20 protein-coding genes and 1 pseudogene are annotated in these 20,086 nt (G+C 72.2%); 12 read left to right on the top strand and 9 right to left on the bottom strand.

The window, feature by feature from the left end:
• Positions 1 to 626: 626 nt before the first annotated feature.
• Genes HGB44_RS29800 through HGB44_RS29790 form a run of 3 tightly spaced genes read right to left on the bottom strand, consistent with a single transcriptional unit; the run spans position 627 to position 3,970 of the window.
• A complete protein-coding gene (locus tag HGB44_RS29800; RefSeq protein ID WP_394327822.1) occupies positions 627 to 2,210 on the bottom strand; it encodes a tripartite tricarboxylate transporter permease in 1,584 nt (527 codons plus the stop codon).
• A 6-nt stretch (positions 2,211 to 2,216) separates the two neighbouring features.
• Complete coding sequence (locus HGB44_RS29795; RefSeq protein WP_231972567.1) at positions 2,217 to 2,921, bottom strand: tripartite tricarboxylate transporter TctB family protein; 705 nt, start codon at positions 2,919 to 2,921, stop codon at positions 2,217 to 2,219.
• 32 nt (positions 2,922 to 2,953) lie between these two features.
• A complete protein-coding gene (locus HGB44_RS29790; RefSeq protein ID WP_061082404.1) occupies positions 2,954 to 3,970 on the bottom strand; it encodes a Bug family tripartite tricarboxylate transporter substrate binding protein in 1,017 nt (338 codons plus the stop codon).
• A 149-nt stretch (positions 3,971 to 4,119) separates the two neighbouring features.
• On the opposite strand from HGB44_RS29790, the gene HGB44_RS29785 reads away from it, so the two are divergent.
• From HGB44_RS29785 to HGB44_RS29765, 5 genes are all read left to right on the top strand, one after another.
• The gene (locus tag HGB44_RS29785) at positions 4,120 to 5,013 is read left to right on the top strand and encodes a LysR family transcriptional regulator (protein WP_061082405.1); all 894 of its coding nucleotides are present in this window, start codon (positions 4,120 to 4,122) and stop codon (positions 5,011 to 5,013) included.
• A gap of 136 nt (positions 5,014 to 5,149) precedes the next feature.
• The gene (gene kdgD / locus HGB44_RS29780) at positions 5,150 to 6,055 is read left to right on the top strand and encodes a 5-dehydro-4-deoxyglucarate dehydratase (RefSeq protein ID WP_061082442.1); all 906 of its coding nucleotides are present in this window, start codon (positions 5,150 to 5,152) and stop codon (positions 6,053 to 6,055) included.
• Positions 6,056 to 7,699 carry an aldehyde dehydrogenase (NADP(+)) gene (locus HGB44_RS29775; protein ID WP_082768526.1) on the top strand — a complete coding sequence of 548 codons (1,644 nt, stop codon included), beginning with the start codon at positions 6,056 to 6,058 and terminating at the stop codon, positions 7,697 to 7,699.
• Positions 7,696 to 9,021 (top strand): enolase C-terminal domain-like protein, encoded by a 1,326-nt coding sequence (locus HGB44_RS29770; protein WP_061082406.1) that lies wholly within the window; start codon positions 7,696 to 7,698, stop codon positions 9,019 to 9,021. The genes HGB44_RS29775 and HGB44_RS29770 overlap by 4 nt, the downstream gene beginning before the upstream one ends.
• A 33-nt stretch (positions 9,022 to 9,054) precedes the next feature.
• On the top strand, positions 9,055 to 10,254 hold the full coding sequence (locus HGB44_RS29765; protein ID WP_061082407.1) for an L-talarate/galactarate dehydratase: 1,200 nt from the start codon (positions 9,055 to 9,057) through the stop codon (positions 10,252 to 10,254).
• A 40-nt stretch (positions 10,255 to 10,294) separates the two neighbouring features.
• Here HGB44_RS29765 and HGB44_RS29760 read toward each other — a convergent pair whose 3' ends face one another.
• The 3 genes from HGB44_RS29760 to HGB44_RS29750 all read right to left on the bottom strand — a co-directional run bounded on the left by HGB44_RS29760 (position 10,295) and on the right by HGB44_RS29750 (position 12,180).
• The gene (locus tag HGB44_RS29760) at positions 10,295 to 10,792 is read right to left on the bottom strand and encodes a hypothetical protein (protein WP_061082408.1); all 498 of its coding nucleotides are present in this window, start codon (positions 10,790 to 10,792) and stop codon (positions 10,295 to 10,297) included.
• Positions 10,793 to 11,116: 324 nt separating this feature from the next.
• Positions 11,117 to 11,845 (bottom strand): cation diffusion facilitator family transporter, encoded by a 729-nt coding sequence (locus HGB44_RS29755; RefSeq protein WP_061082409.1) that lies wholly within the window; start codon positions 11,843 to 11,845, stop codon positions 11,117 to 11,119.
• Complete coding sequence (locus HGB44_RS29750; RefSeq protein ID WP_061082410.1) at positions 11,845 to 12,180, bottom strand: ArsR/SmtB family transcription factor; 336 nt, start codon at positions 12,178 to 12,180, stop codon at positions 11,845 to 11,847. Before HGB44_RS29750 ends, HGB44_RS29755 begins: the two co-directional genes overlap by 1 nt.
• 221 nt (positions 12,181 to 12,401) lie before the next feature.
• Between HGB44_RS29750 and HGB44_RS29745 the strand changes: the two are divergent.
• A pseudogene (locus HGB44_RS29745) lies at positions 12,402 to 12,935 on the top strand (class IV adenylate cyclase); the annotation flags it as partial.
• Between the two features lie 79 nt (positions 12,936 to 13,014).
• Here the strand turns inward: HGB44_RS29745 and HGB44_RS29740 are convergent.
• Genes HGB44_RS29740 through HGB44_RS29730 form a run of 3 tightly spaced genes read right to left on the bottom strand, consistent with a single transcriptional unit; the run spans position 13,015 to position 14,581 of the window.
• The gene (locus HGB44_RS29740; RefSeq protein ID WP_061082411.1) at positions 13,015 to 13,746 is read right to left on the bottom strand and encodes an ABC transporter permease; all 732 of its coding nucleotides are present in this window, start codon (positions 13,744 to 13,746) and stop codon (positions 13,015 to 13,017) included.
• On the bottom strand, positions 13,743 to 14,414 hold the full coding sequence (locus HGB44_RS29735; protein WP_061082412.1) for an ABC transporter ATP-binding protein: 672 nt from the start codon (positions 14,412 to 14,414) through the stop codon (positions 13,743 to 13,745). The genes HGB44_RS29740 and HGB44_RS29735 overlap by 4 nt, the downstream gene beginning before the upstream one ends.
• On the bottom strand, positions 14,411 to 14,581 hold the full coding sequence (locus HGB44_RS29730) for a hypothetical protein (protein WP_061082413.1): 171 nt from the start codon (positions 14,579 to 14,581) through the stop codon (positions 14,411 to 14,413). The genes HGB44_RS29735 and HGB44_RS29730 overlap by 4 nt, the downstream gene beginning before the upstream one ends.
• A 310-nt stretch (positions 14,582 to 14,891) precedes the next feature.
• On the opposite strand from HGB44_RS29730, the gene HGB44_RS32770 reads away from it, so the two are divergent.
• The 6 genes from HGB44_RS32770 (at position 14,892) to HGB44_RS29700 (ending at position 20,049) form a co-directional block, all read left to right on the top strand.
• The gene (locus tag HGB44_RS32770; protein ID WP_061082414.1) at positions 14,892 to 16,037 is read left to right on the top strand and encodes a sensor histidine kinase; all 1,146 of its coding nucleotides are present in this window, start codon (positions 14,892 to 14,894) and stop codon (positions 16,035 to 16,037) included.
• Positions 16,025 to 16,705, top strand: coding sequence for a response regulator (locus HGB44_RS29720; protein WP_061082415.1), 681 nt, complete (start codon positions 16,025 to 16,027; stop codon positions 16,703 to 16,705). The genes HGB44_RS32770 and HGB44_RS29720 overlap by 13 nt, the downstream gene beginning before the upstream one ends.
• A gap of 78 nt (positions 16,706 to 16,783) precedes the next feature.
• Entirely contained in the window at positions 16,784 to 17,155 is a 372-nt protein-coding gene (locus tag HGB44_RS29715; protein ID WP_061082416.1) for a VOC family protein, read from the top strand.
• A 422-nt stretch (positions 17,156 to 17,577) separates the two neighbouring features.
• Positions 17,578 to 18,156 (top strand): hypothetical protein, encoded by a 579-nt coding sequence (locus tag HGB44_RS29710; RefSeq protein ID WP_061082417.1) that lies wholly within the window; start codon positions 17,578 to 17,580, stop codon positions 18,154 to 18,156.
• 670 nt (positions 18,157 to 18,826) lie between these two features.
• Positions 18,827 to 19,033 (top strand): hypothetical protein, encoded by a 207-nt coding sequence (locus HGB44_RS29705; RefSeq protein WP_210752347.1) that lies wholly within the window; start codon positions 18,827 to 18,829, stop codon positions 19,031 to 19,033.
• 257 nt (positions 19,034 to 19,290) lie between these two features.
• The gene (locus HGB44_RS29700; RefSeq protein WP_061082419.1) at positions 19,291 to 20,049 is read left to right on the top strand and encodes an AfsA-related hotdog domain-containing protein; all 759 of its coding nucleotides are present in this window, start codon (positions 19,291 to 19,293) and stop codon (positions 20,047 to 20,049) included.
• The last annotated feature ends 37 nt before the right edge of the window (positions 20,050 to 20,086 follow it).

Raw genomic sequence — 20,086 nt, 5'->3', positions numbered from 1 at the left:
CGACCAGCTCGCCGTTTTGATGCGCGCTCGACTCAGACCCATGCAGTACCGTCCCGAGCTGCTCAAGGGGTGTCTGGCCGGAACTGGACTGTCCTTGGAGATATAACCCCACAAATTAAAAGTCAGTAGTTATGCCGTCGCCCGCCCCAACTGCAGGGGCCGGGGTCGTTGCCCGAGGCCGGAGGGCCTGCTTGCCGTTGGTGCCGACGCAGCAGGGCCCGACCATCCCTACACCCTGGGCGTTGGTCGCCCTCCGGTGGTCGCTCCTGCCTTTGGTGCCGCTTTTCGTCGGGGACCCTCGCACCCGCCGGACGACTACCGTTTCTCGAAATCCTCGCCCTTTCGCGGCAGCGGGTGCGCTTTCGTCGCTGCCAACAACCCCCGTCAAGAGTAGCGTAGGGGAGAGACCTGATGGCGGCCCCTCCCTGCCCCTCAATCCATTACTCCCTTTGGGGCGGGTGTTTGAGGGCACGCCGAAACGCACAGGGGTGGGATCCCCCCTATTTCCAGGAAACCATCACCACGCCTCCCACGGCCATCCCCAACTCCCGCCTGTGGAAAACACGGGAACGGCCCCGGGCGATCGCCCGGGGCCGGAGCGCTGTGCGGAGGAAACCGGGGACCGGTCAGGCGTCCACCCTTCCGGAGGGCTTCTCGGCCCTGCCACTACCGCCGTCCCTGTCCCTACCGCCGTCCCCGCCACTGCCATTGCCATTGCCATTGCCCCTGAGCCTCCGCCACAGGGTGCGCGCGAGCGGCACCATGATCACCACCGCCAGCAACAGCAACAGCGTTCCCGAGATCGGCCGGGTCAGGAACCCCGTGGGGTCCCCGTCGAAGAGCAGCAGCGACCGCCGCAGCGAACTCTCCAGCAGCGAACCCAGAACGAAGGCCAGCACCAGCGGCCCCGGGTCGAAGCCGAACTTCTTCATCAGGTAGCCCAACAGCCCGAAGACGACTACCAGCACGATGTCGAAGACGCTGTTGCGCACGGTGTACACGCCCACCAGCGTGATCAGCACCGTGATGGGCGCCAGGATCGTCGGGCGCACCCGCAGGATCCGCACGAACAGTCCCACCAGCGGAATGCTCATGATCAGCAGCAGGATGTTGCCGACGTACATCGAGTTGATGACGCCCCAGAACAGCTCCGGCTCCTGGGTCACGAGCTCCGGCCCCGGCGGCACTCCCTGGATGAGCAGCGCGCCGAAGATGATCGCCATCGTCGCGTTCGCCGGGATCCCCAGCGTCAGCAGCGGAATGAACGAGGAGGTGGCGGCGGCGTTGTTGGCCGTCTCCGGCGCGGCCACGCCCTCCACGGCCCCCTTGCCGAAGCGCTCGGGGTTGCGGGAGCGCCGCTTCTCCATCGCGTAGGCCGCCAGGGAGGACAGGGTGGCGCCTCCACCGGGCAGGATGCCCAGCGCGAAGCCGATGAGCGAACCCCGCCCGATCGCCCCCGACGACTGGCGCAGGTCCTTGCGCGAGGGCCAGGTGTTGGCGACCTTGAGGGGCTTGGCCGGTGCCTTGTGCCGTTCCTCCAGGCTGTGCAGGATCTCCCCGATGCCGAACAGGCCCATCGCGATCGGCACGAAGTCGATCCCGTCGGACAGCGCCAGGGAGTCGAAGGTGAAGCGTTCTGCGCCGGTGAAGGTGTCCAGGCCCACCGTGGCCAGCAGCAGGCCCACGCAGGCGGCGATGATCGCCTTGATCCGGCTCCCGTTGCCGACCGTGGACACCAGCAGGATGCCCAGCAGCGCCAGCGCGGTGTACTCGGGCGGCCCGAAGTCCAGGGCGAAGCTCGCCACCAGGGGTGCGAGCAGGGACAGGGCCACGATCGACACCGTCCCGCCCACGAACGAGCCCACGGCGGCGATGCCCAGCGCCGTTCCGGCCCGGCCCTGGCGGGCCAGCATGTGGCCGTCGAAGACCGTCACCACCGAGGACGCCTCGCCGGGCAGGCGCAGCAGGACCGAGGTGATCGTCCCCCCGTACTGGGCGCCGTAGAAGATGCCCGCGAGCATGATGATCGCGGTCACCGGTTCGAGGCCGAAGGTCAGGGGGAGCAGGATCGCGATCGTGGCCGCGGGGCCCAGCCCGGGCAGGACCCCGACCAGCATGCCGACCACGACGCCGATCAGGCAGTAGAGCAGGTTGACCGGTTCGAGGACGACACCGAACCCGCTGATCATGGGTGTCAGGGAATCCAACATGATGTCCTAGAAGAGGTGGGGGATCGGCACGGCCAGCAGGCCGACGAAGACCGTGTAGAAGGCGACCACGATGAGGACCGAGGCGATGGCGGACAGGCGCCACGACTCGCCTCCGAGGAAGCGCAGCCACACGAAGGCCAGGAGCGCGGAGGGGATCTCGAAGCCGATCACGCCGACCACGGCGACGAAGCCGACCATGGTGGCGATCCCGGCCAGGACCTTCCAGGAGGAGGCGGAGAAGACCTCGGTGTCGGCGGTCCGGCGGGCCAGTCCCAGCAGGACCGTGCCCAGCGCGGCGATCGCCACGCTGACGAGCAGGGGCCAGGTGCCCGAGCCGGGGTCGGCGGGGGTTCCCGGACCGAGTGCCCAGGACCCGGCCGCCCCGGCCACGCCCAGGGCGATGACGGTCAGGGCCACAGCGGTGTTGGCCCAGGGAGCCAGGGGCTTCGGGGGCTCGTCGTCCTCCGGTGCGGCCTCCTGCGGTGCGGCCTCCTCCGGTGCGGCCTCCTGCGGTGCGCCTTCCTGAGGCTCGCCCTTCTCCAGGACGCCCTGCTCCAAAACGCCCTGCTTCGGCCCGGCCTGCTGCGCTCCGGGATCGGTGTCCGCCGGCGTGGCGGCCTTCTGCGCCGCGGTCTCCTGGGAGTCGGTTCCCTCCGTCCCGCTCTCCCGCGCGGTGGGCTCTCTCGCCGCGGGCTCCCCGGCGGCGGACACAGGCGCTCCCGCGCCCCGGGTGCGCGGCTCGCTCACTGGCCCTCGCCCATGTCGATGCCGTACTCCTCCACCATGTCCGCGTACTCCTGCGCGAAGGAGGACCACTCCTCGGACAGCTCGGCGGGCTCCAGCTCGTGCGGGGTGAGCAGGTTGTTCTCGTTGAACTCCTGGTAGGCGTCACTGGCGAAGACCTCGGTGAACGCCGTGCGCAGCCGCTCCACGACATCCTCGGGCGTGCCGGGAGGGGCCACCACGGCCCGGTACTGCGAGACCCGCACGTCGTACCCGGCCTCGACCGCGCTGGGGACGTCGGACAGGTACTGGTTGCGCTCCTCGGCGAACGTGGCCAGGGGGGTGATCTCACCGGCCTCGATCTGCGCGATGGCCTCGCCGAGCTGGACCGAGGCCACGTCCACCTGCTCGCCCAGGACGGCGGTCAGGGTGGGGGAGCCGCCGTCGAAGGGGACAGGGGTGCCCGAGATCCCGGCCTGCTCGAACAGCAGCGCCTGGGACAGCTGGCTGCCGGTCCCCACCCCGGTGGTGCCGTAGTCGACCTCGTCACCGGAGTCGACGAGGTCCTGGAGGGTGTCGTAGTCGGAGGAGGCCGCGGTGACGAGCACGTAGTCGTCGCGTGAGACGCCGGTGACGACCTCGTAGTCGGCGATGTCGACCACCTCCTCCTCGGAGACGGCCAGGGGGGTGATCGCGGTCAGGGAGGCGTTGATGACGAGCAGGTTCTGGCCGTCGGGCTCCTGGGAGGCGAGTTCGCTGGCGGCCAGGGCGCCGTTGGCGCCGGGGGTGTTGACCACGGGGAGCGCGACGCCGAGTCCTTCCTGGGCGCCGTCGGCCAGCGCGCGGGCGATGAGGTCGGTGCTGCCGCCCGGGTCCTGCCCGACCATCACGGTGATCGGCCCCCGGGGGAACTCGCCCTCGGCGGAGCCCCCGCCGGACAGGTTCCCGCCGCAGGCCGCCAACGACACGGTGAGCCCCGCTGCGAGGACCGAGGCCGCGCCCCGGCGGGCGCGACTCCTGTGCGGCGTGTGAGTCATGGTTCCTCGCCTTTCTTGTGGCCGTCGTCCGCACACGTCGGAGGGTTCTGTGTGAACGCGGTCACGCACTTCGGTGAGTGGCAGCATAGGAACACGCGATCATGCATGTCCAAGTCGAATGCGGCATAAGCTGATACCTTCCGGGCATCATGTTCTCCTTCGACCAGTTGCGCGGTTTCGTCGCCGTCGCCGAGGAACTCCACTTCGGACGGGCCGCGGAGCGGCTGTCCATGACCCAGCCCCCGCTCAGCCGCCAGATCCAGAAGCTCGAACGCGCCGTCGGCGTCCGCCTGCTGGAGCGCGACCGGCGCCACGTGGTCCTGACCGCGGCGGGGGAGGCCTTCCTCATCGAGGCCCGGCGCCTGCTCTCCCTGGCCGAGAGCGCCCCCGACCTGGCGCGCCGCATCTCCGAGGGCTCGCGGGGCACGCTGCGGATCGGCTTCACCGCGGTCTCCTCCTACGGCCTGCTGGGGGAGATGGCCAACTCCCTGGAGAGGCAGCTGCCGGAGATCACCATCGACCTGTTCGAGATGGTCACCAAGGAGCAGGCCGCGGCCCTGCTGTCGGGCGAGATCGACATGGGCCTGGCCCGGCCGCCCCTGGACACCGACCTGTTCGGAACACGGGTCCAGCTGCGCGAGCGGCTGCTGGTCGCGGTGCCCGAACAGCACCCGCTGGCGCGCCGCGAGGGCCCCCTGTCCGCCGACGACCTGGTCGACGTGCCGCTGATCATGCACTCCCCGATCAAGGCCCGCTACTTCTACGACCTCGTGGTCGGGCTGCTGCCCATCGCCCACCAGAACGTGGTGCACACGGTCAGCCAGGTCATGACCATGGTCTGGCTCGTCGCCGCCGGGCGCGGGATCGCCTTCGTGCCCGCGTCGGCGACCGGCCTGGGCGTGGCGGGAGTGGCCTACCGCGAGCTGGAGGGGCTGCCCGAGAACCCCGTCGAACTCCACCTCATCTGGCTCCACGACTCGCCCAACCCCGTCGTGCCGCGGGTGCTCCAGGCGTGGCCCGCCGCCGACGGCGGAAGCTCCTGATACCCGATGGGTATCAGTTGATGCCCAAGGAATCTTGGACAGCATCGAACGACGCTCCGTACGGTAGCGGCAACACCGTGCGGGCCCACCACCCCCGGGGCCCGAGCCGCAGAACCGAGGACGACACGTGAACGCGATGCACCCAGACGACCTGGCCGGAAGGCTCAGGTCCGGGCTCCTGTCCTTCCCCGTGACCCACTTCGACGGCGATCTGGCCTTCGACGAGGGACGCTATCGGGAGCACCTGGCCTGGCAGGCCAGCCACGACGTGGCCGGGCTGTTCGCCGCCGGGGGCACCGGTGAGGGCTTCTCCCTCACCCCGGCCGAGATCGACCGCGTGGTGCGCACGGCGGTCGACGAGGTCGGGGGCCGGGTCCCGGTGCTCGCCCCGGCCACCGGCGGCACCGCGGCGGCCGCCCTCCAGGCCCGCGCCGCCCAGGAGGCGGGCGCGAACGGCGTCCTGCTCATGCCGCCCTACCTCACCGAGGCCGGGCAGTCCGGCCTGGTCGAGCACGTCAGCGCGGTCTGCCGGGCCACCGACCTGGGGGTGGTCGTCTACAGCCGGGCCAACGCCGTGCTCGACGACCGCTCCGTGGCCGAGCTGGCCGAGCGCAACCCCAACCTCATCGGCTTCAAGGACGGCGTCGGCGACATCGAGGCGATGACCCGCGTCTACGCCAGGGTCGGTGAGCGGCTGGTCTACATCGGCGGCCTGCCCACGGCCGAGACCTTCGCCCTGCCCCTGCTGGAGCTGGGGGTGAGCACCTACTCCTCGGCGATGTACAACTTCGCGCCCGAGTTCGCCCTGGGCTTCTTCGCGGACGTGCAGGCCCGCGACCGCGCGTCGGTGTACCGCAAGCTCAACGACTTCGTCATCCCCTACCTGGACATCCGCGACCGCATGCGCGGCTACGCGGTCTCCATCGTCAAGGCCGGGCTCGACGCCGCGGGGCGCCACGGCGGACCCGTCCGGCCGCCCCTGACCGCACTCACCCAGACCGAGCGCGACGAGCTGTCCGCCCTGGTCGGAAAGGTCGCCTGAATGGCCGAGCACACTCCAGAACCGATGGACGCGGACACGGGCACGGACGTCCTCGGGCCGCTGGTGGCCTGCGTGCCCGTCGAGGGCGCGGCCGGGACCCTGCGCGCGACCGACCCCGCCACGGGGGAGGAGTTCGGCGCACCTGTGGGCCTGGTGGACTCCGGCCAGATCCAGGACGCCACCCGCGCCGCCGAGGAGGCCCTGGACGCCTTCCGCGCCCAGTCGCCCGCCGAGCGCGCCGCCTTCCTGCGCCGCGTCGCCGACAACATCGAGGCCCTGGGCGACGCGCTCGTGGATCGGGCGGTGCGCGAGAGCGGCCTGCCGCGCCAGCGCCTGGCGGGGGAGCGGGCCCGCACCACCGGCCAGCTGCGCATGTTCGCCGACGTGGTGGCCCAGGGCGACGCCCTCGGTGCCCGAGTCGACCCGGCGCTGCCCGACCGCACCCCCCAGCCCCGTCCCGACCTGCGCCTGGCGCACATCCCGGTCGGGCCCGTGGTGGTCTTCGGCGCGAGCAACTTCCCCCTGGCCTTCTCCACCGCAGGAGGCGACACGGCCTCGGCCCTGGCGGCCGGATGCCCGGTGATCGTCAAGGGCCACAACGCCCACCCCGGGACCGCCGCGCTCGTGGGGCGCGCCGTGGCCGACGCGGTGCGCGAGAGCGGCCTGCCCGGAGGCGTGTTCTCCCTGCTGTTCGGGGAGGGCAACGGCATCGGACAGGAGCTGGTCGCCGACCCGCGCGTGAAGGCCGTGGCCTTCACCGGGTCGCGGAGCGGCGGACTGGCCCTGATGCGGACCGCGGCCGAGCGCCCCGAACCCGTCCCGGTCTTCGCCGAGATGTCCTCGGTCAACCCCGTGTTCGTGCTGCCCGGCGCGCTCGCCGGGCAGGGCGCGCAGGACCTGGCCGGGGCCTACGTCGCCTCGCTCACCCTGGGGGCGGGGCAGTTCTGCACCAACCCCGGGCTGGTGTTCGTCCCCTCCACCCCGGACGGGGACCGGTTCGTGGAGGCCGCCGCGCGGCTGGTGGCCGACGCCACGGGGCAGACGATGCTCACCGCGCCCATCGCCCGGGCCTTCCGCGACGGGGTGGACGCCCTGGAGGCGCGCCCCGAGGTCGCGCTGCGGGCCAGGGGAGGCGAGGGGAACGGGCCCAACGCCCCCGCCCCCGCCCTGGCCGAGGTGTCCCTGACCGACCTCACGGCCGATCCGCGTCTGAGCGAGGAGGTCTTTGGCGCCGCGGGCACGGTGGTGCGCTATCCCGACGCCGCCGCCCTGCCCGCCGCGCTGGAGGAGCTGGAGGGGCAGCTCACCGCCACCCTGCACGCCGACACCGGCGACCCCGCCGACCTGGCGGCGGCGCGCGCCCTGCTGCCGGTGCTGGAGCGCCGCGCGGGCCGCGTCCTGTTCGGGGGCTGGCCCACGGGCGTGGAGGTGACCCACGCGATGGTCCACGGCGGCCCCTTCCCGGCCACCTCCGACGCCCGGGGCACCTCGGTGGGCAGCCTGGCCCTGCACCGGTTCCTGCGGCCGGTCAGCTACCAGGACATGCCCGACGCCCTTCTGCCGCCCCCGCTGCGCCAGGACAACCCCTGGCGGCTGAACCGACGAGTCGAGGGCACCGTCGTGCCCGGAGGAGACCACGCATGAGCACGCCCACCATCGCCTCCGTCGACGTGGTGCCGGTGGCCGGACGCGACAGCATGCTGCTCAACCTCAGCGGCGCCCACGGCCCCTTCTTCACCCGCAACATCGCCGTCCTCACCGACAGTGAGGGACGCACCGGCGTTGGAGAGGTCCCCGGCGGCGAGCCCATCCGCGCCACCATCGCCGACGCCGCCGAACTGCTCGTCGGACGCCCCGTCGCCCAGATCAACCCCCTCCTGCGCCGTGTCCAGGACGCCTTCGCCGACCGCGACCGGGGCGGGCGGGGCGAGCAGACCTTCGACCTGCGCACCACCGTGCACGCGGTCACCGCCCTGGAATCGGCCCTGCTCGACCTGCTGGGCCAGCACCTGGGAGTGCCCGTCTGCGACCTGCTCGGCGAGGGCCGCCGACGCGAGCGGGTGCCCATGCTGGGCTACCTGTTCTACGTCGGCGACCGCGACCGCACACCGCTGCCCTACCCGGTGGCCAAGGACCCCGCCGACGACTGGGAGCGCCTGCGCAGTGAGCCCGCGCTCACCCCCGAGGCCGTCGTCGCCCTGGCCGAGGCGGCCCAGAGCCGCTACGGCTTCCGCGACTTCAAGCTCAAGGGCGGGGTGCTGGCGGGCGAGGAGGAGGCCGCCGCCGTCCGCGCCCTGGCCGCGCGCTTCCCCGACGCCCGCGTCACCATCGACCCCAACGGCGCCTGGTCGCTGGCCGAGGCGACCGCGCTCTGCTCCGACCTGCACGGCGTCATGGCCTACGCCGAGGACCCCTGCGGCGCGGAGGGCGGCTACTCCGCACGCGAGGTCATGGCGGAGTTCCGGCGCGCCACCGGTCTGCGCACCGCCACCAACATGATCGCCACCGACTGGCGCCAGATGGCGCACAGCGTCCGCGTCAACGCGGTGGACATCCCGCTGGCCGACCCGCACTTTTGGACCATGCGCGGCTCGGTGCGCGTGGCCCAGCTGTGCGACGACTTCGGCCTGACCTGGGGCTCGCACTCCAACAACCACTTCGACATCTCCCTGGCGATGTTCACCCACGTGGGAGCCGCAGCCCCCGGTGACATCACCGCCCTGGACACCCACTGGATCTGGCAGGACGGCCAGGCCCTGACCCGCAGGCCCTTCCGGATCGAGGACGGTGCCGTCACCGTGCCCACGGCCCCCGGCCTGGGTGTGGAGCTGGACCGCGACGCCCTGGCCGCCGCGCACGAGCTGTACCTGGAGCACGGCCTGGGCGCCCGCGACGACGCGGCGGCCATGCGCCACCTGGTCCCCGACTGGTCCTTCGACCCCAAGCGCCCCGCGATGGTGCGCTGAACTCCCTCCGTCACACCCACCCCCGGAGACCCCATGAACACACCCGCCGAGCCGCGGGGCGGCGCCCGCCCCGACGCCGCACGGAGTACCGCCACCGACGCCGTCGCCTCGGTGACGCTGTCCCGCGTCGACCTGCCCCTGGCCACCCCCATCAGCGACGCCAAGGTGCTCACCGGGCGCCAGAAGCCGCTGACCTCGGTGTCGATGCTCTTCGCCGAGATCACCACCGAGCAGGGCCTCGAAGGCGTCGGCTTCACCTACTCCAAGCGCGCCGGGGGACCCGGCCAGTACGCCCACGCGCGCGAGGTGGCCCCGGAACTGATCGGCGAGGACCCCAGCGACATCCAGCGCCTGTGGACCCGCCTGGTGTGGGCGGGGGCCTCGGTGGGGCGCAGCGGGCTGGCCACCCAGGCCATCGCCGCGATGGACATCGCCCTGTGGGACCTCAAGGCCAAGCGGGCCGGGCTGCCGCTGGCCAAGCTCCTGGGCGCGCACCGCGACGCGGTCGACTGCTACAACACCTCCGGCGGGTTCCTGTCCGCGCCGCTGGAGGAGGTGCTGGACAACACCCGTGCCGCCCGCGCCGCGGGCATCGGCGGCATCAAGATCAAGGTCGGCCACCCCGACCACCGGGTCGACCTGGCCCGCGTGGAGGCCGTGCGCGAGGAACTGGGCGACTTCCCGCTCATGGTCGACGCCAACCAGCAGTGGAACCGGGGCTCGGCCGCGCGCATGGGGCGCCTCCTGGACCGGTTCGACCTGGTCTGGATCGAGGAGCCGCTTGACGCCTACGACGTCCGGGGCCACGCGGACCTGGCCCGTGAGCTGGCCACGCCCGTCGCCACCGGCGAGATGCTGACCAGCCCCGCGGAGCACGAGGCGCTGATCCAGGCCGGTGCCGTGGGCTTCATGCAGCCGGACGCGCCCCGGGTCGGGGGCATCACCCCGTTCCTGGACGTCATGGCGCAGGGGCGCAGGGCCGGGGTGCGGATGGCGCCGCACTTCGCCATGGAGATCCACCTGCACCTGGCCGCGGCCTACGAGCTCGACCCCTGGGTGGAGCACTTCGACTGGCTCCAGCCTCTGTTCGAGGAGCGGTTGGAGACCGCCGGCGGGCGCATGCTCGTTCCGGACCGGCCCGGACTGGGCTGCACGATCAGCGAGCAGGCCCGCGCCTGGACCGCCCAGAAGACCCGGGTGGACGCCGACGGGCACACGGACCTGAAGGGCTGACCGGCCGCGCCGCCGGGCCCGGCGACCCGGCGGCGCGGGGTCAGGAGAGCGCGCGGAACCCCTGGGCGTCCGCTCCGCCCAGCAGCGCCACGCTCAGCCACATCCCCGGCAGCTCCTCGGCGGGCACGTCCGTGTCCGTCACGATCCGCTCCAGCGGAACGTCCAGCGGCGCGGTCGCCGGGTGCAGCGGCGTCACCAGTTCGGCCCTGTTGCCCATGGTGAACAGCACCCGCACGGCGGTCCGCCCCCGGTGCCCCTCGGGCAGGGAGTAGGGCACGGTCACCCTCCAGCGCATGTCCGTCGGCAGGCTGTCCGGGGCGCGAAACCCCCAGTACCACGCCTCCTGGTCGGACATCTCCACCACCAGCGACGACACGGGGACCTCGGTCACCTCGTCCGCCGGGGCGATCGTCCACTCCCGGCCCATCACGGCGTCCTGGGGCCTTTGCGCCTCGCGCTGCCACCACTTGTGGCGGCGCAGGGCCAGATAGTCCTCGATCAGTCCTCCCGAGCCCGCCCTGCTGGCTGTCTCGTCCACTCGGTGTACTCCTTCAGGGGGCGTGGAGCGCCGCACCGCGCACCACACGGCGTCGTCCCCCGGTCCGCAGGCGGCGCCACCAGCCCGTACATGGGGTGGAGCACACCGTTCAAGGGGACTGTCTTTACCCTCTGCCCGGTAGGGGGTCGCGCATGCCGGACGCGACCGGGGATTTCCCGCGCCCCGGTGACCTCGCCGTTCTCGGCGGCTCTTCTCCCCCGGCCCGCCCCCGGGCGGCCGGGGAAGACACCTTGGCGCACCCGCCGGTCCGGACGGGTGCGGCCCCGACCGGGGAGGGCCGGGGCCGCGAGGCCGGAGATGGTCTCAGGAGCAGCAGGAGCACCCGGGGGCGCATCCGCACGCGTCGGTCCCGGCCGCGGCACCGGTGGCGGCGGACGCGGTCAGGGCGATCCCGGCCGGAGCGCAGCAGGAGTCCCCGCGCCAGGCCTCCCGCCCCTCCTTGACGGCCACCACGGCGATGAGCAGCGCCACCACCGGATCCGCCCAGGCCCACCCGAACAGGGCGTTGACCCCCAGCCCCACGAGCAGGGCGGCCGACAGGTAGCTGCACAGCAGCGTCTGCTTGGAGTCGGCCACGGCCGTGGCCGAACCCAGTTCCCGGCCCGCGCGGCGCTGGGCCAGCGACAGGAACGGCATGATCGCCACCGACAGGGCGGCCAGTACGATCCCCACGCCTGAGGGGGCGGCCTCGGCGCCGCTGAACAGGGAGCGCAGGGCCTCGACGCTGACGTAGGCGGCCAGGGCGAAGAAGGACACCGCGATGACGCGCAGGGCCCGCCTCTCCCGGGACTGGCGCACGTCGGGGTCGCGCGCGGAGAACTGCCAGGCCACCGCGAGGGCGGAGGAGACCTCGATGAGCGAGTCCAGCCCGAAGCCGATCAGGGCGGTGGAGGAGGCCAGGCTGCCCGCGGTCAGGGCCACGACGGCCTCGACGAGGTTGTAGGCGATGGTCGCGGCCACCAGCAGGCGCACCCGCCGGGTCAGCGCGGCGCGGCGCCCCTCGGTCAGCACGGCCGTGAGGGGAGTGGCCATCAGCAGCAGCCCTTCTCCTCGGCCTCGACGCAGGCGGCGTCGGTCTGCACGGCCAGCACGGACTCGCGCAGATCGTCCAGGGCGTGCCCGAGGCGGGCGTCGGCCAGTTCGTAGCGCACCCGCCGTCCCACGGGCACGGCCACGACCAGGCCGCAGTCGCGCAGGCAGGCGAGGTGGTTGGAGAGGCGGGTGCGGCTGATGTCGAGCTTCTCGGCCAGGTCGGCGGGGTGGGCGGGGTTCTCACGCAGGGCCAGCAGGACCCGGCAGCGGATGGGGTCGGCCAGGGCCCGGCCGAAGCGGGCCAGGGCGTCGATGTCGGTGGCGAGGGTGAACATGCGCCCAGAGTACACAGAAACCTGAATTCAGGGAAGCATGGATCAAAAGCGGCCCCGCCCGGTCCGCGGCTGCCTTCGGCGGGAGCGGACCGGCGCGGAGGCCTTCCCGCGCGGTGCCACCCGACCGGAGCGGTGGAGAACGCGGACGGCGGCTCGGGGGATCGCTCACTCTCGGTAGGCTCTTCGGTGACCCCTGTGCAAACCTCCCCAGGAGCACACACATGCGTGAGATCGAGGCCAAGTACCGTGTCGCGGACCCCGCCGCGCTCCTGGCCGCCCTCGACTCCGCCGGGGTCGCCCTCTCCGAACCCGCGGAGCAGGACGACCAGGCCTACGCCCCGCCCGGCTGGGAGTTCGGCATGTCCAAGGCGGGACGCACCTTCGCCCGGCTGCGCACCCAGGACGGCGAGCACGTCCTCACCGCCAAGACCCCGGCCGCCAACCCCCTGGAGTACGTGGAGCACGAGACCGCCGTCGCCGACCGGGAGCAGATGCACCGGGTCCTCCTCCAGTTCGGCTACGTTCCGGCCCTGCGCATCGTCAAGACGCGCCGCGCCGGCCGTGCGGGCGAGGTCACCGTGTGCGTGGACGAGCTGCGCGGCGTGGGCGTGTTCCTGGAGGTCGAGCTGACCGTGGACGACGACCGCGACGGCCCGGCTGTCCAGGAGCGGCTCGACGCGTGGGTGCGCTCGCTCGGCGCGGACCTGGAGCGCACCACCGACGGCTACGACGTCCTCGTGCACGCCGCCGCGGCGCACTGGTCCGGGGGACCCCGGCCGGACGGCGGTGTCCGGCCGGGGACGGGCACCGCCGCGGACGTGCGGGAGGCCCCGCTCAGTGCAGGTAGCGGCGCCGGGTGATGACCAGCAGGTTGGCCGCGAGCGGCAGCAGCAGGGACAGCGCCGTCACCGTCCAGCCGACCGCGAGCGCCTGCCCGGGGTCGGGATAGGCCGCCTCGGGCACGATCATGCCCAGGCTGAGCCGGTAGGCGAAGCAGGTGGGGACCACGTACGAGAAGTCGGCGGCCATGAACACCAGCGTGGCCACGGTCAGGCCGATCCCGAACACGTTCACGATGACGACGTTGCGGGTCACCAGGGTCAGCAGGGCGCACAGCAGCGCCACGGAGACGAGTGACACGCCGACCAGCAGCCAGTAGGCGGCGCTCATCCGCAGGATTCCGGCGCCGGGGTTCTCGACCAGGAAGAACACCACCAGTCCCACGTGGTTCACCGCCGCCATCACCGCCACCAGCGCGCACGCGACGGCCAGCTTCGCGGCCCACAGCGCGGGCTTGGAGCGGCCGCAGGTGAGCCACTCGAAGTAGGTGCCGTTGCGGAACTCGGTGTGGAAGCAGGCCGCGACGGTCGCGCACACCACCAGGGGCAGGACCATCGTGTACTGGTTGTGGAAGGTGAAGTAGAACCGCTCCAGGGTGGGGTCCCCGCCGTTCACGGCGTAGTTGACGACCACCATCGCGAGCGGGACGACGTCGAGCACGAGGACGGCCCAGACGAAGCGCTCCCGGCGGACCTTGCGGAGTTCGTTGGCCAGCAGCGTCCTCATGCGCCCTCCCCCAGGACCGTCGCGTACAGATCCTCCAGGTCGCCCTCGACCTCGCGGGCGTCCATGCGCCGGACGATCCGGCCCGACCTCATGAACAGCAGGTGGTCGGCGAGGGAGGCGGTCTCGGTCAGGTTGTGGCTGGAGACGATCATGCTCGTGCCCCGTTCGCGCTGGACGGCCCGGACCAGCTCCCTGATGTCGCGGATGCCGATGGGGTCGAGGCCGTTGGTGGGCTCGTCCAGCAGCACCAGCCCGGGTTCGCCCAGGAGCGCCCGGGCGATGCCGAGCCGCTGCCTCATGCCCAGGGAGGTGCGGGAGAAGCGCAGGTCCGCCCGCTCGCCCAGGCCGACCTCCGCCAGCAGGCCGGGGACCTCCTCCAGGGAGGTGCGCAGATAGCGTGCGTGCAGTTCCAGGTTCTCCCGCAGGGTCAGGCCGCCGTAGAACGCCGGGTACTCGATCAGGCGGCCCACGCGCAGACCCGGTGCGCGCTCGATGGTCCCGGTGTGGTCGTTGGCGCCGAGGACCGACTTGAGCAGGGTGGTCTTGCCCGAGCCGTTGGGGCCGAGCAGCCCGTAGACCCGCCCGGGTTCGACCCGCAGGTCGATCTCGTGCAGGACCCGGTGGCGGCCGTGGGCCATGGAGACGCCGCGGATGTCGATCAGGCTCACGGGACCACGATCCACAGGCCGAAGAGGACGGCGTAGACGAGGAACAGGACGCCGGGGAGGACGTACGCCCCCTTCCTCGCCTCGCCGGGTGAGAGGAAACGGGTCGCCGCGATGGTGACCGCGCCCGCGAACGCGATCATCGACGCGACCAAGAGCACCGCTGACATGCGACTCCTTGTCGTCGTGGACGTGCCCGGGACGTGTTCCCGGGCAGCACGGACCACGCTAGGCAGGGGTTCGCGGCGGGCGGCAGCGTCCCCGGTGCCGGGCCGCCGGCCCCGGGCCCGGACGGACTCGACCGGGGCCGGGGGAGCGCGGACCGGGGTGCCGATCGGGGTGGCCGCGGGTACCGGCGGGGGTGGCCGGAGGTCTCGCCGAGGGACCCGAGGTACCGTTCCGGACGGACCCCGGTACCCGTTCCGGGCCGGGGGCGCCGCCCCGGGAGGCCCCGGTGAGCAGCGGCTATACCGTGGACCCGTGCGGATTCTCGGCAGCCTCCTCCCCTGGTCGACCGTAGCGTTCGTCGTCCTCGCGGCCGTCGACTCCTACCTCGGCAACATGATCACCGTCCCCTGGCCCCTGCTGGCGGCCGACGCGGTGCTGGGGACCGTGCTCGTCACGGGAAGCCGCTGGTGGACGGCCCGCGGCCGGGGCCGGTGGCTGGTCGCCGCGGTACCGGCCGTGTCCACCGCCTCCGCCGGCCTGGCCGCGCTCGTGGTCGCCCGCGAGGCGGCGGGGAGGAGGTGGCGGACGGCCGCGCCCCTGTGCGGGGTCCTCGCCGCGTCCCTGGTCGTCGGCCTGCACAACCCCTGGACCCCCGTGGAGCCGATCCGTCCCCTGTGGGTCGAACTGCTGCTCGTGGCCGTGGCCGTCGCCGCCCTGGCCGCGGCGTCGGCCTACCGGGGCGCCCGCGCCGACCTGGTCCGCGTGCTGCGGGAACGGGCACTGGACGCCGAGCGGGAACAGCGCTTCCGCGTGGAGAACGCCAGGATGGAGGAGCGCGACCGCATCGCCCGGGAGATGCACGACGTCCTCGCGCACCGGCTCACGCTCATCTCGCTGAACGCCTCCGCGCTCACCCACCGCCCCGACCTCGGGGCCGCCGACCGGGACGCCCTCGCCGAGGAGATCCTCACCAACACCCGCCAGTCGCTCGCGGAGGTCCGCGGCATCCTGTCCGACCTGCGTTCGGGACAGGACGAGGACGCGGACCGGCCCCAGCCCACCTTCGACGGGCTCGGACGGCTCCTGGAGGAGAACCGCAGGGCCGGAATGCGGCTGGAGGTGCACGACGAGGTGAGCGGGCGCCTCCCGGCACCCGCGAACACCGGCCGCCACGCCTACCGCATCGTCCAGGAGGCCCTCACCAACGCCCGCAGGCACGGCGCCCCCGGGCCGGTGCGCGTGCGCATCGTCGCCGACGGGGCCGACGCGGTCCTCATCGAGGTCCGCAACCCCGTGCGCGGGCGCCCGTCCGCCGCGGAGGCGGGGGAGCCGGGTCCGGGCGCCGGCGTCGGACTCGTGGGGCTGGCCGAACGCGCCGCCATCTGCGGCGGCTCCCTGCTCTGGGGACGGACGGGGGACCACTTCGAGCTGAGGGTGCGCCTACCATGGTCGCCGTGAGCGAACCCGTACGAGTGGTGGTCGTCGACGACGACCCGATGGTCCGGCGCGGCCTGCGCCTGCTCCTGGGAGGCGGGGCGGTCGAGGTGGTCGCGGAGGCCGGTGACGGCGACGAGGCGGTACGGGTCGTCGCCGAGCACGCCCCCGACGTGGTCCTCATGGACCTGCGCATGCCCGGAACCGACGGGGTCGCCGCGACCGAGCGCATCCGCGGCGCCCCCGGCGCGCCGCCCGTGCTCGTGCTCACCACGCTGGACTCCGACCGGGCGCTGGTGCGCGCCCTGCGCGCGGGCGCGAGCGGCTTCCTGCTCAAGGACGCGCCCCCGGACGAACTCGTCGAGGGCGTCCTCGCCGTCCACCGGCGGCGCCCGCACCTGGCGGACTCGGCCACCCGCCGACTCATCGGCCTTGCCGTCGGCGGCGGGGACGACGAGGTGCGCGACCGGGCCCGTGAACGCGTGGCCGCGCTCTCCGACCGCGAGCGCGAGGTGGCCTCGGCCGTCAGCCGGGGCCTGTCCAACACCGAGATCGCCGAGGACCTGTTCATGAGCGTCAGCAACGTCAAGGCGGTCGTCGGCCGGGTGATGGCCAAGCTGGACGCGCCGAACCGGGTGCTGGTCGCCAACACGGTGCGCGACGCGCGTCTGGAGGACGGCCGCGCTGGGTAGGGCCCACCCCTCGGCGCGTCGCCTCTGGCCGGGCCCGCGTCCGGGCGGGATGTCGGTGCTCGCCCGTAGGCTGCGGCCATGGGAAGCCGTATCTGTGTGATCGCCATCGACGCGGTCGACGCCGAGGCCGTGGCCGCGTTCTGGAGCCGTGTGCTGGACTGGCCGATCGTGGAGGAGGCCGAGGACGGGTTCAGCCTCGCCCCGCGCGAGGGGGCGGAGCTGGGGGTCGACGTGTTCGCCGTGCCCGAGCGCAAGAGCGTCAAGAACCGCCTGCACCTGGACCTGCGCGTCACGGACGGACTGACGGTGGCCCAGGAGCTGGAGAGGCTGCTGGGGCTGGGCGCGGTGCAGGTGGACGTGGGACAGCCCGAGGACGCGGGGTGGACGGTGCTGGCCGACCCCGAGGGCAACGAGTTCTGCCTGCTGCACGGACAGGGCGCGTCCTCCTGACCGAGCTTTCCGAGAGCGGGGGCATGTCGCCGCGCTGACGCCCGCTCCCCGAGGGAAGGTGCTTGCGGAGCCCGCCCCGCGTACCGCGCGGCGGGCTCTCCTCTTGCGCCGACGCGCAACGTTGTCAACCAACTGCTTGGTTGGTTCTATGGTGGTGCCCTCGCGTCGAGACCGGGACATCCAGGTCGGTGGGGTGTGCTCCGGTTCGCCTCGGCGCGGTGCGAGAGGAGTGACGACCATGGCGACACGACGACATACGGCTGGGTCCCCTCGGACGCGGCCCCTGCTGCTCGGTGCTTCCACCATGGCACTCTCGGCCGTGCTCGGCTCGTCGATCTGGGCTTACGCCGATGACAGGAGTGGTGCGGCGCCGGACCCGGCTGACCACGCACCGCGAACCGCCGAGGAGAGAGGAGAATGGTATGGACATGACGGTGGACGCGAACAGCGGCGGGGACGTGCTGTCCTCCCTGGGGGAGGAGCTCGGCCTCACGCCTCCCTCCGGCTGGTACGAGGTCGACGTCCGCAGCGGGAACCACGACGGCGAACGGGTGACGGTCACCCGCTACCAGCCCACGGAGGAGGTCCGCCTCGGAGGGCCGCACGTCTCCGTCGTCAGGGGTGGGGACGGCCGCGTCGTCGGCTACACCGCACTGGACCCGGGCGTGGACAACGACCCGGGGGACCTGCCGGACGCTGAGCAGGCGCGCCAGGCCGCCTACAGCTGGTTGGGGCGGCTCGACGACGACTATCTCCAAGGCCTGAGCGAGCAGTGGGTGGACCGCCATGACGAGACGGTCGTGGACGAGGACGGGCGCGAGCACGTCATCCCCGGCGTCAAGGTCAAGACCCGCCATGAGGACGGGCGTCACGCATGGGTCATCGTCGGAGCCGACTCGCGGGTGGTGACTTTCGAGCGCGACGTCACCTGGGACACGGCGGCTCAGCGGCGAGCCACGCAGATGTGGCCGCACGATGCCTGGATCGCCGCGCTGGAGTGAAGCGGTGACCAGCCGCCTCCGCCTGCCGCGCTGGCCGACGGCGCCGCGTGAACGGGCCGGGTGGGCGGCGGACCTGAGTCCCTTCCCCGACCAGGGCCGCCGACAACGGTCAGAAGGTTCCGCCCGCACCGGACACCAGTGTGGACGGAACCGTTCGCGTGGCGCTTCGGACGAACTCGACGATGTGCTCCCGCAGGCGCTCCTGGGCCTCGTCCTCGTGGGCGGTCCGGTCCTACGATCAGCCGGGCGAGACAGAGTTACGCGAGATACGGGCCAGGCGGGTTTCCAGCTCAGCGCGGAGGTGGGTGATCGTGGCGGCCTGCTCAGCGACCAGCGCGGCGAGTTCCTCGTAGGCGGGCGCGGGCTAATCGAAGGATGTCACGGGTTCATCCTCGCAGGCCAGAAGACTCTCACGCAGGCGAACCGATCAACTGGCCAAAGATCCCTGAACAGTTACCCAACCAGTTGGTTGCATGGAGTGGCGAAACGATTCCCCGCCGCTGCGTGTGAGGCGGAATACATGGCCGGATCCGGACTGGGGCGATGCCTTTTTCGCCTTGACAACCAACTGGTTGGTTTACATAGTGGAAGCATGGCATCGATAAAAACTAAGGGCGCCGTGGTCGGCCCTCAGACTTCTGCGCGTATGTCGTTTTTAATAACCGTCACCGTGCTTTCCCTCGCGGGAATGCTGGTGGTCGGCCAGCTCTACACCTTCTTCCTCTTCGTCGGAGCGGGGCTCGGCCCGCAACTGGCCACCGCTCTCGCCGGGTTCGGCTTCCCCGCGGTGTCGCTGGCCGCCGCCGCGATCCTGGGCGCCGGGGCGCTGCTGGCCCTGGGGTCGACGGTCCGCTCCAGGAGCGCGCGCCAGCTCTGAAGAACGGGACCGGTCGCGGTCCGTACGCCCGCACGCGACCGGTCCCGGCCGTCCCCACCCGCGTCCCCTTCCGCGTCCCCTCCCGGACGGGTCCGGGAGGGGAACGCCCCGACTTCTTCCCTGTCGTTCTCCGGACGTGCGTCCTTTCTTTCCTCCGTTGGCCTTTCGTGCGCGGGGAAAAGGAGGACATCCGAATGCATTCAAAGATCAGAAAGGTGTGTGCGATGTCCAGTCAGGTCGTTTCCTCCCTCTGTGTTGTGGGAGACAGGTTCGCCGGATTCGCGGTGCATGAGCGGGTCCAGACCCTCAGCGCGTTCCTGGGCGCGCTGAGGGCGGGAGCCTACGACGAGGTCTCCGGCCCGGTGGCCCTCAGAACAGGTCAGGGCATAGGCGAGTACGAGTGGGAGCACATCCGCGGCGTGCTCAGACGCCGCGGCCTGGAGGAGCGCGTCATCCTCCAGGAGCACCCTCCCCGTCTCGCCGAGCGGGCCGAGGCGCACAAGCACCGCGAGGAGAACGTGCTGATCGCCGACCTCGGCCGCCATGACGACCAGATCTTCCACGCGGACCTGCGCCTGCACCAGAACAACGAGCTGCTGCTCGACCACCAGACCGGCCAGCACACCCAGGGCATGGTCGTGGTCGAGGCGGCGCGCCAGATGTTCCTCGCCGTCACCGAGCGGTACTACACGCACCGCTGGCCCGAGCGCCACTACTACTTCGTGGTCAACTCCCTGGCGACCACGTTCGAGAACTTCCTCTTCCCGGTCGACGCGCGCATCCGCTACCTCATCCAGTCCGCCGAGCTGTCCGACCCCGCGCGACTGGAGTTCACCGCACGTGTGGACATCGAGCAGGGCGGTCGCCGCTCGGCGCGCTCCGAGGTCGCCTTCACCGCCTTCGACACCGCCGTGCTCAAGGGGGTCGAGCACCGCCGCGCCGAACGGGCCCTCGACCACATGCTCGCGAGCACGCCCGCCAGGCAGCCCGAGCCCGCCGCCGCCTCCCTGCCCTGAGGCCTCTCGCGCGGAACCACCGGGCCGTCCGGTCCAC

Source organism: Nocardiopsis alborubida (assembly GCF_012396365.1).
GTDB lineage: Bacteria > Actinomycetota > Actinomycetes > Streptosporangiales > Streptosporangiaceae > Nocardiopsis > Nocardiopsis alborubida.
Note: the sequence above shows the minus strand (reverse complement) of the source record. Positions and strands in the feature narration are given on the sequence as shown.